This is a genomic window from Pseudomonas sp. KBS0707 (genome assembly GCF_005937945.2).
GTDB classification, from domain to species: Bacteria; Pseudomonadota; Gammaproteobacteria; order Pseudomonadales; family Pseudomonadaceae; genus Aquipseudomonas; species Aquipseudomonas amygdali.
Genome location: NZ_CP041754.1, coordinates 3,405,809 through 3,421,372, shown reverse-complemented (window position 1 = coordinate 3,421,372; position 15,564 = coordinate 3,405,809). Strand labels below are relative to the sequence as shown.

Below are 15,564 nucleotides of genomic sequence, written 5' to 3'. Positions count from 1 at the left end.
AGCCTGGTCGGCCAGCGACCAGGTTGTCTGGCCCTATTGTTATCAGCTAGACGGCAATCTCTACCTGATCTCCGTTAAGCCGTACCGGCCAGACCTCCAGACGTTGCTCCGGGTACTCGATGCAACTACCGTCGTGCAGGCGAAAATGCTGCTTGTACAACGGCGAGGCAATCACCAGCTCGCCAGCGATATGGCCAATCAGTCCGCGACCGATCACATTGGCGCCGGACTTGGGGTCGCGGTTGTCGATGGCAAAGAGCTGTTCGCCCTCAGGGGTTTCAGGCAGGTAGAACAGCGCTACCTGCGCGCCGTCCAGCCACGCTACCACGCCGGAGTTGGCGACCAGATCCTTGCGTCCGCACAGGGCATGCCAGTGCAGTTGCAGTGCAGAATGGGCGTTTTCGCCCGCCAATACGGTGTTGGACGAATTCATTACACCACCTCCTTGAACAGCGGGATAAGGGCCAGCTCTTCGGGTTTTGCCGGACGACGCTGGGCGCGCTCCTTGACGAAATGCACGTCCGGGTCGCCACGTCCGTCGTTGACGAAGGTGCGGAAGCGCTTGAGCTTCTCCGGGTCCTTGAGGGCATTGGCCCATTCGCATTCATAGCGGTCGACCACCAGCTGCATCTGCGACTCCAGCTCTGCGGCCAAGCCCAGGCTGTCGTCGATGATGACCGCCTTGAGATAGTCGAGGCCGCCTTCCAGCGATTCACGCCAGACCGAGGTACGTTGCAGCTTGTCGGCAGTGCGGATGTAGAGCATCAGGAAACGGTCGATGTAGCGAATCAGGGTTTCGTCATCCAGGTCGGTGGCGAACAGCTCTGCGTGGCGTGGACGCATGCCGCCGTTGCCGCACAGGTACAGGTTCCAGCCGTTCTCGGTGGCAATTACACCCACATCCTTGCTCTGCGCTTCGGCGCACTCGCGGGTGCAGCCGGATACGGCGAACTTGAGTTTGTGCGGTGAGCGCAGCCCCTTGTAACGGTCCTCAATGCGCAGTGCCATGGCGACGCTGTCCTGCACGCCATAGCGGCACCAGGTACTGCCGGCGCAGGACTTCACCGTCCGGGTCGATTTGCCGTAGGCATGCCCGGTCTCGAAACCCGCCTCAATCAACTCGCTCCAGATGTCCGGCAGTTCATGCAGTTGCGCGCCGAACAGGTCGATGCGCTGGCCGCCGGTGATCTTGGTGTACAAGTCGTACTTCTTGGCCACGGCACCAATCGCGATCAGCCCGTCGGGGGTGATTTCGCCGCCCGGAATACGCGGTACGACCGAGTAGGTGCCGTTTTTCTGCATGTTGGCCATGAAGGTGTCGTTGGTGTCCTGCAGTGGCACCAGCGAAGGTTCGGTGATGGGGCGGTTCCAGCACGAAGCGAGAATCGAGCCGACCGCAGGCTTGCAGATGTCGCAGCCATGCGCGCCTTTGCCATGGCGAGTCAGCAGTTCGTCAAAGGTCTCGATACCTTCGACGCGGACCATCGAGTACAACTCCTGGCGGGTGTAGGCGAAGTGCTCGCAGAGGCTTTTGTCGACCGCCACACCGCGCGCCATCAACTCATGCTCGAACACCTGCTTGAGCAGCGCAGTGCAGCCACCACAACCGGTGGCTGCCTTGGTGCCGGCCTTGACTCCGGCGAGGTCGGTGCAGCCATTGTCGATTGCCGAACAGATAGAACCCTTGCTGACGTTATGGCAGGAACAGATGGTCGCGGTGGCGGGCAGGGCATCGGCACCCAGCGTCGGCGCGCCTTCCCCACGCGGCAGGATCAGGCTGGACGGGTCGGCGGGCAGGGTGATGCCGTTCTGGGCGTATTGCAGCAGGGTGTCGTAGTAACTGTTGTCGCCGACCAGCACCGCGCCGAGCACTTGCTTGCCATCTGCCGACACCACCAGCCGGCGATAGCTGGCGGTGGCTTCGTCAATGAAACGATAACTGACAGCCCCGGCCAGCGCACCGTGCGCGTCACCAATGGAGCCGACATCCACGCCCAGCAGCTTGAGCTTGGTGGACATGTTGGCACCGAAGAACGGCTCAGTGTCCTTTTCGCACAACTGTGCAGCGACGCCACGGGCCATCTGAAAACCGGGTGCCACCAGGCCGAATACACTGCCGTTCCAGGCCGCGCACTCGCCGATTGCATAGATATCGGCGTCACTGGTGCGACAGTGCTCGTCGATTGCAATACCGCCACGCGGGCCGAGTTCCAGTTCACACTGGCGAGCCAGAGCGTCCTGCGGGCGGATACCGGCAGAGAACACGATCAGATCGGTTTCCAGAAATTCATCGTTGGCGAAGTTCATGCGATAGCGGTATTGCTTGCCGTCGCTGATCGATTGTGTAGCGCGACAGGTGTACGCCAACGCCCAGCGCTTCGATACGCGCTTTCAAGGCGGCCCCGCCGTGCTCGTCCAGTTGCACCGGCATCAAGCGCGGGGCGAACTCGACAACATGAGCTTCCAGGCCAAGCGACTTCAGTGCGTTGGCCGCTTCAAGCCCGAGCAGACCACCGCCGACTACCACGCCACGGCGAGCTTTCGAGGCGGCGTAGCGAATGGTGTCCAGGTCCTCAAGCGTGCGATAGACCAGCCGCGAGTTGCCCTGTGCGCCCTCGATCGGCGGTACGAACGGGAAGGAGCCGGTGGCCAGGATCAGCTTGTCGTAGCTGAAGCAGCCTTCGGCAGTGATGATTTCATGACGATCACGATCAATCTCCAGCACCGGTACGCCCAGGTGCAGCGTCAGGCCAGGTTGTTCGTAGACAGACATTTCACTCATGGCCAGCGACTCGGCATCGCGGCCGGTAAAGTATTCGGACAAATGCACGCGGTCGTAGGCACGCTGTGCTTCTTCGCCAAATACATGGATGCGATAACGCTCCAGTGCGCCGCCTGCGATCAACTGCTCGACGCAATGGTGCCCGACCATGCCATTACCGACGACGATCAGGGTTTTTACATCGTTCATGGGGAAGACTGTGGTGTTCATAGCAAGTCCCGGCCGAGGCCAATCAGGTTTTTTGAAGCAAAAAAAAAAGCGCCCGGAACCTTTCGGTTCCAGGCGCCTTTGCCTGTTCTCTTATTGGGTATTCGGGGATGCCATCAAGCCACGTTGCCGGATGCACCCATGTGGCCCTCAGGTCTCTGCGAGACTGGCGATCAACGTCGATCAACCGGGGCGGCCCGACCACATTCATGGTGGGGTTGTTCAAGATTATGCAGGGGCTGTGCCAGCTTGCGTCGGCAGTGCTCCAAGCCCGAATTGGCAATGCCCGCAAGGTTGCGCAGCGTTTACAACGGCGTCCGGCGCATGATTTTTCCTGCCTTGCATTGGTGCGCATCGAAGGGTTTGCGCTGTAAAGCTGTGCGCCGCATTGCCCGCTCACGATAATCGGCGTTTTTACCTCCGGGCGCCCCAGTCGCTCCAGGCACATATCGTTCCTCACGCACCGGGTGGAAATGCCTGTCGTGACGCTCCGCGTCACAATTCTGTGCCGCGCCGCCTGCTCTATAGTTAAGCCGTGCGTCCAAAAGCCCATCTCTGGCGTAACATTTGTATCACCCTGCAATTCCCCCAATAAGTCCGTGCTCATGAACATCACTATTACTGAGGTACACCCCTCCGAGATCCCGCACACCGTCGATTTCGTCATGCGTGCGCGTGCCGGAATCTTTCCCTTGCTCGACACCGTCACCGTTCCGCCCGATCTGGCCGGTTTCGAGCAGGTGTATCTGGACGGGGAGGACGGCAAGTTTCTGATCGCCCGCAGTGAAGGGCAGATCATCGCGGCTGTGGGCTACCTGCCGTTCGATCATCGTTTCCCGCAGCTCGATTATCGCGGGCGCAGAACCGTTGAGATCGTGCGCCTGTTCGTCACGCCGGAGTTTCGCGGCGACGGGCTGGCCAGCCGTTTATGTCAGGCGCTCTGGGCGCATGCCGAGGCAGGTGGAATAGAGGTGCTTTACCTGCACACCCATCCGTTTTTGCCGGGTGCAATACGCTTCTGGGAAAAACAGGGTTTTGCTGTGACCGATGTGGAAAACGACCCGGTGTGGAATACCACCCATATGGAGCGCGTTCTTTAAGATTGCTTTGTCAGAAGACGCAAGGGGCTGGCAGGGCGCCAACCCCCCTCATACCGATCAGCGAGTGGAACGCTGACGCGCAGTCTTGAGCAGGTCTTCCGGGGTAATGTGGCCGACCACTGATTTAGCCGCAGCGCTGCCGGGCAACGGCAGGTCGAGAATGTGACCTTTCATCTTGCCGATTACGTGCATTTCGCAAGGTTTGCAATCGAATTTCAGGGTCAGCACTTCATCCCCCTGCACCAATTGCATAGGCGCGACCTTGGTGCGCACGCCGGTGACACCCTTGGCCTGTTTCGGGCACAGATTGAACGAGAAACGCAGGCAGTGCTTGGTGATCATCACTGGCACTTCACCGGTTTCTTCGTGGGCCTCGTAGGCCGCGTCGATCAGTTGCACGCCGTGGCGATGGTAGAAATCGCGGGCCTTCTGGTTGTAGACGTTGGCCAGAAAGGACAAATGCGACTCCGGGTACACCGGCGGCGGGGTAGTCTCAGCCTTGCGGCCACCGCGTGGATGCGCCTCGATGCGCGCTTCGGTCAGCGCCTCGATGGCATCGCGACGCAGCGTCTTGAGCTGCGAGTTGGGCACGAAGAACGCCTGTGGCGCGTCGAGCCTGACATCCTGAGCATGGTAGATCGTGGTGCCCAGCTGAGTGAGCAGGTCACGCAGTTGATCCAGCGCCTGCTCGGGCTTGTTGGCTGCGCCGAACGGGCCGTCAAGGTTTACCGCGACGCTCACACCTTCTTCACTGATGGCTTCCAGGCGCAGGTGGTCTTCACGAAGGGTAACCTGCCACTGAATGCCGATGCGGCGCTCGGCCGAGGTCTTGAGCAGCGCTTGCTGCCAGTTGTGGTCCAGGTTGCGATTCAACGGATGGTTGGGACGCACACGGGAAAGGGCCGCAGGCATCTCGTTGGGTTCTACACGGTAGCGCCAGCGCTTCTGGCCGTCTTCTTCGAACTCGCCTTTGAGCTCGGCGATATTGGCACGGAAGCCCACCACTTCACGCTTGATCTGCACGTTAAGACCGTCACCGTTGGACAGCGGCTCATGGGTCACGGCGATCAGGTCACGCTTGCCGAGTTTTTCGACGGTGCCGACTGCCAGACCGGTAAACGTCGGCGTATCGAACGCACCGATGTCGATCTTGCGGTCACTGACGAAATAATCGGTGCTGCCGCGGTGAAAGGTCTTCTCCGGGTCGGGCACGAAGAAGTGCGCGGTACGGCCGCTGGAAGCGCGTGCCAGGTCCGGACGGTCTTCGAGAATCTCGTCCAGACGCTGGCGGTAATAGGCGGTGATATTTTTGACGTAGCCTGCGTCCTTGTAGCGACCTTCGATTTTGAACGAGCGCACGCCTGCGTCCACCAGATCGCGCAGGTTGGCGCTCTGGTTGTTGTCTTTCATCGACAACAAATGCTTTTCGAAGGCAACGACGCGGCCCTGATCATCCTTGAGCGTGTAGGGCAGGCGGCAAGCCTGCGAGCAGTCGCCGCGGTTGGCACTGCGGCCGTTTTGCGCGTGGGAAATATTGCACTGCCCGGAGAACGCCACGCACAGCGCGCCATGAATGAAAAACTCGATAGCGGCATCGGTTTCACGGGCGATGTCACGAATTTCCTGCAGGTTCAGCTCGCGGGCCAGCACCAGTTGCGAGAAACCGGCCTGATCGAGGAACTTCGCCCGGCCCAGGGTGCGGATGTCTGTCTGGGTGCTGGCATGCAGCTCGATGGGCGGAATCTCCAGCTCCATCACCCCGAGGTCCTGCACGATCAATGCGTCCACGCCTGCGTCGTAGAGCTGGTGAATCAGCTTGCGGGCTGGTTCCAGTTCGTCGTCATGCAGGATGGTGTTGATCGTGGTGAAGATCCGCGCGTGATAGCGATGAGCGAATTTGACCAGCTCGGCAATGTCGCTGACCTCGTTGCAGGCGTTGTGTCGCGCACCAAAGCTCGGCCCGCCGATGTACACCGCATCGGCACCATGCAGGATGGCTTCACGGGCGATGGTTACGTCCCGTGCAGGGCTGAGCAACTCCAGGTGGTGCTTGGGTAACGACATGGCAACGGGATCCTGCGGCGGGCAAAGCGCGCATTGTAGTGCTACAGGCCGCGCGGCGCACCTGTTGAAGCGTGCGTCAGGCGACCGGCTGACCATCGGCGAGTCTTCAGTGTGAGCGCAAACGCAGGATTTTCGCGCCGTCGAAAGGGTCGGTCAGCCAGTGCGCCACGACGCCGAAGGTGCTCAGCAGGCGTTCCGGGGGCAGCACCTCGACCGGCGCACCCAGTGCGACCAGCCGGCCTTTCTCCATGACCGCCACGCGGTCGCAATCCAGCGCCTGATTCAGATCGTGCAGGGCTATCACAGTGGTTACCGGCAAAGCCCTGACCAGACCGAGGATGGTCAGTTGGTGCTGGATATCCAGGTGATTGGTCGGTTCGTCCAGCAGAAGGATCCTGGGTCGTTGCGCCAGCGCCCTGGCGATGTGCACGCGCTGCCGCTCGCCACCGGACAAGGTGTGCCAGGCACGTTTCTGCATGTGCAGCATGTCCACATCCTGCAACGCCTGGCGAACGATTGCGTCATCGTTCGCACTCCACGGCTCGAGTGCCGACAGCCACGGCGTGCGGCCCAGCTCGACGGCATCCAGAACCGTCACGGCATCGCTGGTTTCCGCTTGTTGTTCGACCACCGCCAGCAAGCGCGCCACGTCTCTGCGGCTCATTGCCTCAAGTGGTTGCCCGCCCAGTCTGACCGTGCCGCAGACCGGTTTCTGAATACCGGCCAATAGTTTCAGCAGGGTGGATTTTCCCGAACCGTTAGGGCCGACCACGGCCAGTGTCTCGCCGGCTGCGATGCTCAAGTCGACGTCGCGCAGCAACGCAGTGCCACGCACCGAATAACCCAGCCCGGAGCAGCCCAGCACCGGTGCGTTGACCAGATGAGGAAAGGCGTTCATCGCGTGCTATTTCCCCGGATAAGAATCAAAGCGAAGACCGGTGCGCCGATCAGTGCGGTAATGACGCCAATCGGCAGCGCCTGGCCCTTGATCAGCGTGCGCGAGAGGATGTCGGCAGCGATCAGAAACAGCGCGCCGCTCAATGCACTCAACGGCACCAGCCGTGCGTGGCGCACACCGACCAGCATACGCACCGCGTGCGGGATAACCAGCCCGACAAAACCGATGGAGCCGACGATCGACACCATCACTGCGGTGACCAGGGCTGCGGTCGCGATCAGGATGATCTGCACGCGCCGCACGGCAATCCCCAGTGACGCCGCCGAGTCGCTGCCGAAGGTGAACGCGTCCAGCGCTCGCCGGTGCCAGAGGCACACCAGCAGACCGACCAGCACCGTCGGCACTGCCAGCCAGACCGAGTGCCAGCGTACGCCGCTGAGGTTGCCCAGCAGCCAGAACATGATGCCGCGTGCCTGTTCGGAGCTGGCGGATTTGGTGATCAGAAACGACGTCAGGGCATTGAACAGCTGTGAACCGGCGACTCCGGCCAGAATGATCTGCCCGGCTGCTGTGGTGCCTCGCGACGAGTGCGCCAGCAGGGCGACCAGCGAAAACGCCGCCACGGCCCCGGCAAAAGCGCCTGCCGACATCGAAATAGCCCCCGCGCCGAAGCCCATAATGGCGACCAGCACCGCGCCGGTCGAGGCCCCGGCGGAAATTCCCAGCAGATATGGGTCTGCCAGCGGGTTGCGCAACAAGGATTGCAACACCACGCCACAGATCGACAGCCCGGCCCCGCAGGCTGCCGCGACAATCGCGCGGGTCAGCCGGTAGTTCCAGACGATGCCTTCGTCGATAGGGTCGAGCACATAGCCGGCAGCCCAGAGTTTGTTGGCCAGCACCTGAAAAACCACCTTCAGGCTGATCGAGGTTTCGCCAATCGCCGCACCGACCATGATCGCCAGCACCAGCACTGCCGAGACCCAGAGCACATGGCCCAGCGCTACCTGTAATCTCATTGTGCAGCGTTGAAACGGTTGGCGGCGTCAGCCAGTTCCTCGAACCCGGTAAACAGGCGCAGGCCAGCCTGCATGCCTTCGGCGTCGATGATCACGATCCGGTCATGCTTGACTGCGTCCATGTTGCGCGTCACCGGGTCGTTCTTGAGGAATTCGATCTTCTTCAGGTAGTCGTCGGCCGGGAAGCGCCGGCGATCCATGCGCGCAATCACTAGAATGCTTGGATTGGCCTTGGCAATGGTTTCCCAGCCCACTGTCGGCCATTCTTCGTCGGACTTGACGATATTACGCATGCACAGGCTGTTGAGCATGAAGTCCGGGATGCCTTTGCGGCCTGCCACGAACGGGTCGCTGGCGAGGTCGGAACTGGAAAACCAGAACAGCGCCGAGACGTCGTTCGCCTTGTTCTGTTTGACGTTGGCAATCGCGGCGCTCAGGCGGGCCTTGAGGTCGGCGACCAGCGTGTCACCGCGGTCCTGTACATCGAAAATCTGCGCCAGTTGCTCGATGCTCTTGTAGATGGTCTCGATGCGGAATGGCTCCAGGCGTGTGCCGTCGGCACCGACCAGATTGTCTTTGCCTTCGCAATCGGACGGCAGAATGTAAGTGGGTATTTTCAGGTCATGGAACTGCTCGCGTGTGCCGACCACGCCCTGTTTGCCGACCATCCACTCCAGCTGCACCGCCACCAGTTCCGGACGTTTGCCAATCACCGCCTCAAAGCTTGGGTCGTTGTCGGCCAGACGTTCTACCTTGTCGTTCTGCGCCTTGAAGCGTGGCAAAACGTTGTTGAACCACAGCGAAGTGCCCACCAGCCGGTCGCCCAAGCCCAGTTCGTAGAGCATTTCAGTACCGGCCTGGCCAATGGTCACTGCCTTGGTCGGCGCATGTGCGAACGTCAGGGTCGAACCACAGTTTTCGAGGGTCAGCGGATACTGAGTAGGCGCGGCGAGGGTCAGGGTGGACAGCGTCAGGCTGGCGGCAAGTACGGCAAGGCGGGGCAGCGACATGAAATGCGGTCTCCGTTGGAGCAGGTGCCAAGGCGCAATGCACACCAGGAAACACATCCCCGGCAAATGACCGGGCACGACGGGAAATGCCGCCGCGTGCGGATGTCCTTCCCGGACACCCCGCCGGTTAGTGGGTTGAAGCAGGTCGGCAGGTCTCCTGACTGGCATGTCATCGCCAGGCTCCGGCCTTCCCGGAGCTTAATCCAGTGGCAGTCATGGAGCAGGCTCGATGCCTACAGTTGCGGGGGCAGTTTCGTTTTGGCCTTGTGCAGACAAAGCGTGCGAATTCCCTGTTAGTTCCTCTCGGAAACCGACGGGCGGCATGGTAAACGATAAGCGTTTTAGTGGCTAATCCTTTGCGCGCAGGCGCAGCAGACTGTTGATCAGATGCAGACGCATCGCGGCTCGGGCGGCATCCCGATCCTGATGGCCGATGGCGTCGAAGATGGTCTCCTGTTCGCGTTGCTGGATGCCTGGGTCGTCCTCTGCGTGCAACGACGTGATATTGCCGAAGCCGCTGCGGATGCGGGGCAGGATGCTGCTGCCGAGCTGGCTCATCACGTCGGTAAAGAAGCTATTGGCTGTGCACAGTGATATCTGCCGGTGAAACTCGAAATCGGCCTTCATGGTGTCGTGTCCCAGGCGCGCACAGCGATGCAGCTCATCGAGTGCCTGACGGATGGCATCCAGTTGTTCGGGCGTGCGGCGTTGAGCCGCGAGCGCGGCGGATTCCGGCTCGATGCTCAGGCGCATTTCGATGATGGATGCCGCGTCGCCGGGTGTACCGATTGGCGATTCAATCTGCTGGAAATGCCCTGGCTGCGCGGCATCGACCACGAAGGTGCCGATGCCATGCCGGGTTTCGACCAGACCTTCGGCTTGCAGGCGCGACATCGCTTCACGAACCACGGTGCGGCTGACCCCGGTTTCACGGATGATCACCTGTTCGGTAGGAAGCTTTTCACCGCTCTGGATCTCGCCTTCGCGAATTCTGCGCGAAAACTCGGCGACCAGTTGCTGAGTCAGGCTGGAGCGACGGCCTTTTGATGTGGAAGGTTGTTCCATGGCGGGTGACCGGGTCCGTGTCGGGTGGCTGAGTATAACCGTACTCAAGGCGTGTTTTGTGTGGGGATCGCAGCCTATACTCGCGTATCGGACAGAACTGAGGCTGCAATGTCGGACAACGCGCTTTCCTCGCAAAAGAACCATCGACGCCTGGCAGAAACCCTGGTCGACCGCTTCGCCCAGCGCATGCGTGACGGTGTGCTGGTGCGCGGCGAGAAACTGCCTTCCGAGATCCACATCATGGAAGCCGAGGGTGTCAGCCGCACGGTGGTGCGCGATGCGCTGTCGCGGATGCAGGCCGCCGGGCTGGTGGAAACCCGGCATGGTGTCGGCACCTTTGTTCTAGACATGCCACCGCCTGAAGGTTTTTCGGTGGGGCCTGCGACCATCGCCACCTTGTCCGATGTGCTGAACCTGCTGGAGTTTCGCTTGAGCCTGGAAGTCGAGGCAGCAGGGATGGCTGCGCAGCGACGCAGCCCTGAAGCTTTGCTTGAGCTCAAGCGGGCGTTCGATGCGCTGCTCGAAGGCCCGCAGAAATCCGGAACCACCATCAATGCCGATTTTCAATTTCACCTCAAGATCGCCAAGGCGTCAGGTAATGCGTACCTGATCGATATCATGAAACATCTGGGCACCAAGCTGATTCCCCGCACGCGGATGAACTCGGCCTATACAGGGCAGAGCGATCGCAACGCCTATCTGGCCGGAATCAACACCGAACACCGGCAAATCTACAACGCCATCGCCGAAGGCAACGTCGACGCAGCGCGCTCGGCGATGTACCTGCACCTCAACGGCAGCCGCATGCGCCTGCGTCGCACTCAGGCGCTGTACAGCGACTGAGCGATTCAGGGCCGGACGCGGAGTTTCTGCCAGACAAAGAGGACGCAGAGCGTCCAGAACTGCATGCGACGCGGAGCGTCGCACGATGGTGAGATTATCGCGCGCTACAGGAAGTTGTACTGCACGCCTACGCGCAATCTCAGCTGGCGTTTGTCATCTTCGGAATCGACCTTGATGTCGCCGACTTCAAAGAATGGCACCCAGTGCTTGTCCCATTTGTATTTGAAGGCCGCATTCTGTTCGTAGTCGGTCTTGCCGTTGTCATAGCGAATGTAGTCGGCGTCGAAGTAGGTGAACTGATACTCGTACGCCCAGGGGCCTTTGCTGGCGTAGTTGACCCAGACGTCGTAACGATTGATCGACTGATCGTCCATCTGGTTGTCAGGCATTTCGTGGTTGACCTTGTCCCTGTCCAGCTTGATCGAGTCGTAGCGATAGCGGCCTGACACGCTCAACTGATCGTTTACTTTGTAGCCCAGCTTGAGGCCCATTTTATAGGCCGTCGATTTCTCGATGCTTTCCAGTGCAAACGAAGGCGTCAGCAGCCATTTTTCGTCAAGCCGGTATTGATAGCTGACCGTCAATTCGTGGCCGTTGCCGACGGTGTTGTCGAACGCTACGTCCTGGCGGTCGCCTGCGGTCTTGTATTTGAGTTCACCTTCGAAGCCCCAGCCGCTGTACAGCCGGCTGCCGAATTTGACCCGGTCGGCATGCATACGGGTGCTTTCTGCATATTGGTGACGGTAGTTGATGTACGCGCTATCGGCATGCGCCCAGGCGCCGGGGAACAGAGCAGTCAGAGAGATCAGTGCGAGTGGTTTTTTCATTTTTTTATTCTTGTTTGATGGCTGTTTTGGGTGTGTTCAGGTAAATCGCAGGCAGCCGGATCCCTTGGCCGAGAGGGCCGGGGATCACAGTGTCGGCAGGGTTACGGGTTCAGCGCTCGTGAGCCCGGCGGCGGGTCATCCCGTCGGGCGCAGGTCCATGTCGCGGCTGGCCTGAATCAGCAGTCGCGAATACTCGTGCCGAGCCTGGTTGTTGATCAACTGGCTGCTATCGAGGGTTTCCACCACCTGGCCTTGCTGCATGACCGCAACCCGGTCACACAAGTGCGCCACTACGCCGAGATCGTGGGTCACCATGAGGTAGGTCAGGCCTTGCTGACGACGCAAGTCGGCCAGCAGGTTGAGAATTTCGGCCTGCACCGAAACGTCCAGTGCCGAGGTGGGTTCGTCGAGCAGTAGTACGCGCGGTTCGAGGATCAGCGCCCTTGCAATAGCGACGCGCTGGCGCTGGCCGCCGGACAGCTGATGCGGGTAACGGAAGCGAAAGCTCTCGTTGAGACCGACCTTGTTCAGCACTTCACAGACGCGACGGTCACGGTCACCGATCCGGTGGATGCTCAAGGGCTCCTTGAGCGCTGCGTCGATGGTATGGCGCGGATGCAGCGAGGCATAGGGGTCCTGAAAGACCATCTGCACGGTGCGGTAGTGACTGGCATCGAGCTTGCGCTGCACGGTCTGGCTGGCCACGCTCAGTGCGCCGCTCCAGTGATGATATTGTCCTGCCAGGCAGCGCAGCACGGTGGTCTTGCCCGAGCCGGATTCGCCGACCAGGCCGAACGACTGGCCTTGCTCGACCTGCAGGTTGACGTCACGCAGCACCTGATTCAGCGCTGGGCCAGTGCCGAAGCTCAGGTTCAGTGAATCGACTGTGATCATTGCCATGGGAGCATTCTCAGTGAGTGAGCCAAAGGGGATCGCGTTGCAGAACCGGCAGGCTGGCACGCGGGTGGTCCAGGCTGGGCAGGGCGGCTTAGTGTAGGGATGACGCGCCTGATCCAGCTCGCTGGCGTTCAGCGACTCCACGACCCGTCCGGCGTACATCACCAGCACCCGGTCGCAGAAGTGACGGACCATATTCAGGTCGTGGCTGATGAAGATCAGGCCCAGATCGCGCTCGCTGACCAGCTCTTCCAGCACATTGAGCACCTGACGACGCACTGATACATCCAGTGCGGAAGTCGGCTCGTCGGCAATGATCACCTGCGGGTCGGTGATCACCATCATCGCGATCATGATCCGCTGGCCCATACCGCCCGAAACTTCATGGGGATACAGTTCGTAGACCCGCGCCGGTTCGCGGATGTGCACCTTGGCGAGCATGTCCAGCGTGCGTTCGCGGGCTTCCTTTTTCGAAACCCTGTGATGCGCCAGATAGGCCTCGGCGATCTGTTCGCCTACCTTGATCACCGGGTTCAGCGAGTATTTCGGGTCCTGCATGATCATCGACATGCGCCGCCCGCGAATGCTCTGCATCTGTTTTTCGTTGCATTCAAGCAAGTCGATATCGCCGAAACGCAGGGTTTTCGCCGTGACCCTGGCCGTTGCCGGATGCAGGCGCAGCAGGCTGCGACCGACCGTGGACTTGCCCGATCCCGATTCGCCAACAATCGCCAGCTTTTCCCGGCCAAGGCTGAATGACACGTCGCGAACGGCTGCCGTGACCTTGCCCGCATGACTGAACTCGACGCGTAAATCTTCTACTGCAAGCTTTATCTGTGGCATGGCTGTGTGTGACATGGTGTTAGCCCCTTTTATTATTGTTCGATGCGTGTCATTCGCTGCGTGGGTCAAGTACATCGCGTAATCCATCGCCCAACAGGTTGAACGCCAGACTGACCAGCATGATGGTGGCGCCGGGTGCCGCCACCAGCCACCAGCTTTCCAGCATGTAACGACGGCCGCTGGAGATCATCGCACCCCATTCCGGCAACGGCGCCTGTGCGCCGAGGCCGAGAAAGCCCAGTGCAGCAGCGGTGAGAATGATGCTGGCCATGTTCATGGTCAGGCGAATGATCACCGAAGACAGGCACATCGGAATGATGTGACGGCCGATCACGCGCACTGCCGAGGCACCTTGCAGCTTCACCGCGACAACGAAGTCGGCGTTGCGCAGCGACAGGGTTTCGGCCCGCGCCAGGCGGGCGATCGGTGGCCAGGCCGTCAGGGCGATGGCGATGACTGCGTGTTCCAGGCCAGGGCCCAGGGCGGCGATGAAGGCCAGTGCCAGCACCAGGCTGGGAAACGAGATGAAGATGTCGGTGATGCGCATGAACAGGCTGTCGACCCAGCCGCCGAAATAACCGGACACAGTGCCGATCAGCAGGCCGATCGGGCCGACGATCACCGTCACCAGCATCACGATGTACAGCGTGATGCGCGAGCCGTAGACCAATCGGCTGAACACGTCGCGGCCGTATTCATCGGTGCCGAACCAGTTCTGTGCACCGGGCATGCGCAGCGCGGCCGACAGGTCCTGAGCCAGCGGGTCATGAGTTGCGATCCATGGCGCGAACAGCGCGACGATCATCAGCGTGCCGATGACGATCAGCCCCGCCAGCGTCATCGGGTTGCGCAACAGAAAACGCATCAGGCGCGCACTGCTGGCGGCCAATGCTGCGAGGCTGGAGGTTGGCGCCTGAACCATGGGCTTGGCGCTGCTTGCAATGGAAGTCGTCATCAGCGGGTTCTCGGGTCGAAGACTTTATAAAGGGTGTCACTGATCTGGTTGAGGATCACGAAGATCAACCCGATCAGCAGGACGCAGGCCATTACGGCATTCATGTCGCCCAGCAGCAGGCTGCTGGTCAGGTACTGGCCAAAACCGGGCCAGGCGAACACGGTTTCTATGAGCACCGCGCCCTCCAGCAGGCCGCCGTAGGCAAGGGCGACGATGGTCAGCAGTTGCACGCGAATGTTGCGGAACGCGTGGCCCCAGACGATGCGTCGCTGCGACAGGCCCTTGACCCGGGCGGTGATGATGTATTCCTGCGAGAGCTGTTCGAGCATGAAGCTGCGGGTCATGCGGCTGATATACGCCACCGAATTGAAACTGAGGATTACCGCAGGCAGGAGGATGTGGCGCAGTGCGCTGCGAAAGGCCTCCCAGTCGCCGGACAGCGCGGTATCGATCAGCAACAGGCCGGTGCGGGTTTCGATCAGGCCGTCATAAGCCAGACCGATGCGTCCAACCCCTCCGGCCCAGCCCAGCCAGGCGTAGAACACCAGAAAAGCCATCATGCCCAGCCAGAAGATCGGTGTGGAATAGCCAAACAGGGTAATGACCCGGGCAATATGGTCGCCGCTGCGGCCCTGATGGGTGGCGGCATATACCCCCAATGGCAAGCCTAGCAATACGCCGAACAGGATTGCCAGGGTGGCCAGCTCCAGCGTGGCCGGGAAGACCCGCGCGATGTCGTCTATCACCGGGTGGCCGGTCAGCAGGGCTTTGCCCAGATCACCGTGCAGCAGGTCACTGAGGTACATGACGAACTGGGTGGTCAGCGGCTTGTCCAGGCCCAGTTCCTGATACGCCTGAGCGTAGGCGGCCGCATCTGCGTCAGGGCCGACGATGGCCAGTACCGGGTCCAGCGGCATGACCCGGCCAATGAAGAAAGTGAGCAACAGCAGGCCGAACAGGGTCGCCGCCACTGATCCGCTGCGACGGGTACCGTGGGCAACCCGACTGCTCCAAATTGAAATTGATGCACTCGACATGGTTATTCCTGCCTTGG

13 protein-coding genes, 2 pseudogenes and 1 riboswitch are annotated in these 15,564 nt (G+C 60.8%); of the genes and pseudogenes, 3 read left to right on the top strand and 12 right to left on the bottom strand.

What is annotated here, in order from left to right; translation table 11 throughout:
• Positions 1-46 precede the first annotated feature (46 nt).
• On the bottom strand, positions 47-433 hold the full coding sequence (nirD, locus tag FFH21_RS16025; protein ID WP_002553915.1) for a nitrite reductase small subunit NirD: 387 nt from the start codon (positions 431-433) through the stop codon (positions 47-49).
• A pseudogene (nirB, locus tag FFH21_RS16020) lies at positions 433-2,992 on the bottom strand (nitrite reductase large subunit NirB). The gene nirD and the pseudogene nirB overlap by 1 nt, the downstream one beginning before the upstream one ends.
• A gap of 206 nt (positions 2,993-3,198) precedes the next feature.
• Here nirB and FFH21_RS30005 point away from each other — a divergent pair.
• Both FFH21_RS30005 and FFH21_RS16010 read left to right on the top strand, forming a co-directional pair.
• Complete coding sequence (locus FFH21_RS30005) at positions 3,199-3,363, top strand: hypothetical protein (protein WP_155007600.1); 165 nt, start codon at positions 3,199-3,201, stop codon at positions 3,361-3,363.
• A gap of 231 nt (positions 3,364-3,594) precedes the next feature.
• Entirely contained in the window at positions 3,595-4,089 is a 495-nt protein-coding gene (locus tag FFH21_RS16010; RefSeq protein ID WP_019741011.1) for a GNAT family N-acetyltransferase, read from the top strand.
• A gap of 57 nt (positions 4,090-4,146) precedes the next feature.
• On the opposite strand, the gene FFH21_RS16005 is transcribed toward FFH21_RS16010, so the two are convergent.
• From FFH21_RS16005 to FFH21_RS15985, 5 genes are all read right to left on the bottom strand, one after another.
• Complete coding sequence (locus tag FFH21_RS16005) at positions 4,147-6,153, bottom strand: U32 family peptidase (RefSeq protein WP_019741012.1); 2,007 nt, start codon at positions 6,151-6,153, stop codon at positions 4,147-4,149.
• Positions 6,154-6,259: 106 nt separating this feature from the next.
• Complete coding sequence (locus tag FFH21_RS16000) at positions 6,260-7,051, bottom strand: ABC transporter ATP-binding protein (protein ID WP_011168919.1); 792 nt, start codon at positions 7,049-7,051, stop codon at positions 6,260-6,262.
• Entirely contained in the window at positions 7,048-8,070 is a 1,023-nt protein-coding gene (locus tag FFH21_RS15995) for an iron ABC transporter permease (protein WP_011168918.1), read from the bottom strand. Before FFH21_RS15995 ends, FFH21_RS16000 begins: the two co-directional genes overlap by 4 nt.
• The gene (locus FFH21_RS15990) at positions 8,067-9,080 is read right to left on the bottom strand and encodes an ABC transporter substrate-binding protein (protein ID WP_041924583.1); all 1,014 of its coding nucleotides are present in this window, start codon (positions 9,078-9,080) and stop codon (positions 8,067-8,069) included. The genes FFH21_RS15995 and FFH21_RS15990 overlap by 4 nt, the downstream gene beginning before the upstream one ends.
• 129 nt (positions 9,081-9,209) lie before the next feature.
• Positions 9,210-9,410, bottom strand: a riboswitch (cobalamin riboswitch).
• A gap of 18 nt (positions 9,411-9,428) precedes the next feature.
• On the bottom strand, positions 9,429-10,145 hold the full coding sequence (locus tag FFH21_RS15985) for a FadR/GntR family transcriptional regulator (protein ID WP_041924582.1): 717 nt from the start codon (positions 10,143-10,145) through the stop codon (positions 9,429-9,431).
• Positions 10,146-10,253: 108 nt separating this feature from the next.
• Between FFH21_RS15985 and FFH21_RS15980 the strand changes: the two genes are divergently transcribed.
• Entirely contained in the window at positions 10,254-10,988 is a 735-nt protein-coding gene (locus tag FFH21_RS15980) for a FadR/GntR family transcriptional regulator (RefSeq protein WP_019741015.1), read from the top strand.
• A gap of 104 nt (positions 10,989-11,092) precedes the next feature.
• Here FFH21_RS15980 and FFH21_RS15975 read toward each other — a convergent pair whose 3' ends face one another.
• From FFH21_RS15975 to FFH21_RS15955, 5 genes and pseudogenes are all read right to left on the bottom strand, one after another.
• Entirely contained in the window at positions 11,093-11,815 is a 723-nt protein-coding gene (locus FFH21_RS15975) for an oligogalacturonate-specific porin KdgM family protein (RefSeq protein ID WP_004658011.1), read from the bottom strand.
• Between the two features lie 135 nt (positions 11,816-11,950).
• Entirely contained in the window at positions 11,951-12,715 is a 765-nt protein-coding gene (locus tag FFH21_RS15970) for an ABC transporter ATP-binding protein (RefSeq protein ID WP_004665627.1), read from the bottom strand.
• Between the two features lie 10 nt (positions 12,716-12,725).
• Positions 12,726-13,555, bottom strand: a pseudogene (locus FFH21_RS15965) (ABC transporter ATP-binding protein).
• A gap of 49 nt (positions 13,556-13,604) precedes the next feature.
• Positions 13,605-14,510: an ABC transporter permease gene (locus FFH21_RS15960; protein ID WP_041924581.1), complete on the bottom strand. Its 906-nt coding sequence runs from the start codon at positions 14,508-14,510 to the stop codon at positions 13,605-13,607.
• Positions 14,510-15,547 carry an ABC transporter permease gene (locus FFH21_RS15955; RefSeq protein WP_004667719.1) on the bottom strand — a complete coding sequence of 346 codons (1,038 nt, stop codon included), beginning with the start codon at positions 15,545-15,547 and terminating at the stop codon, positions 14,510-14,512. The genes FFH21_RS15960 and FFH21_RS15955 overlap by 1 nt, the downstream gene beginning before the upstream one ends.
• Between the last annotated feature and the right edge of the window lie 17 nt (positions 15,548-15,564).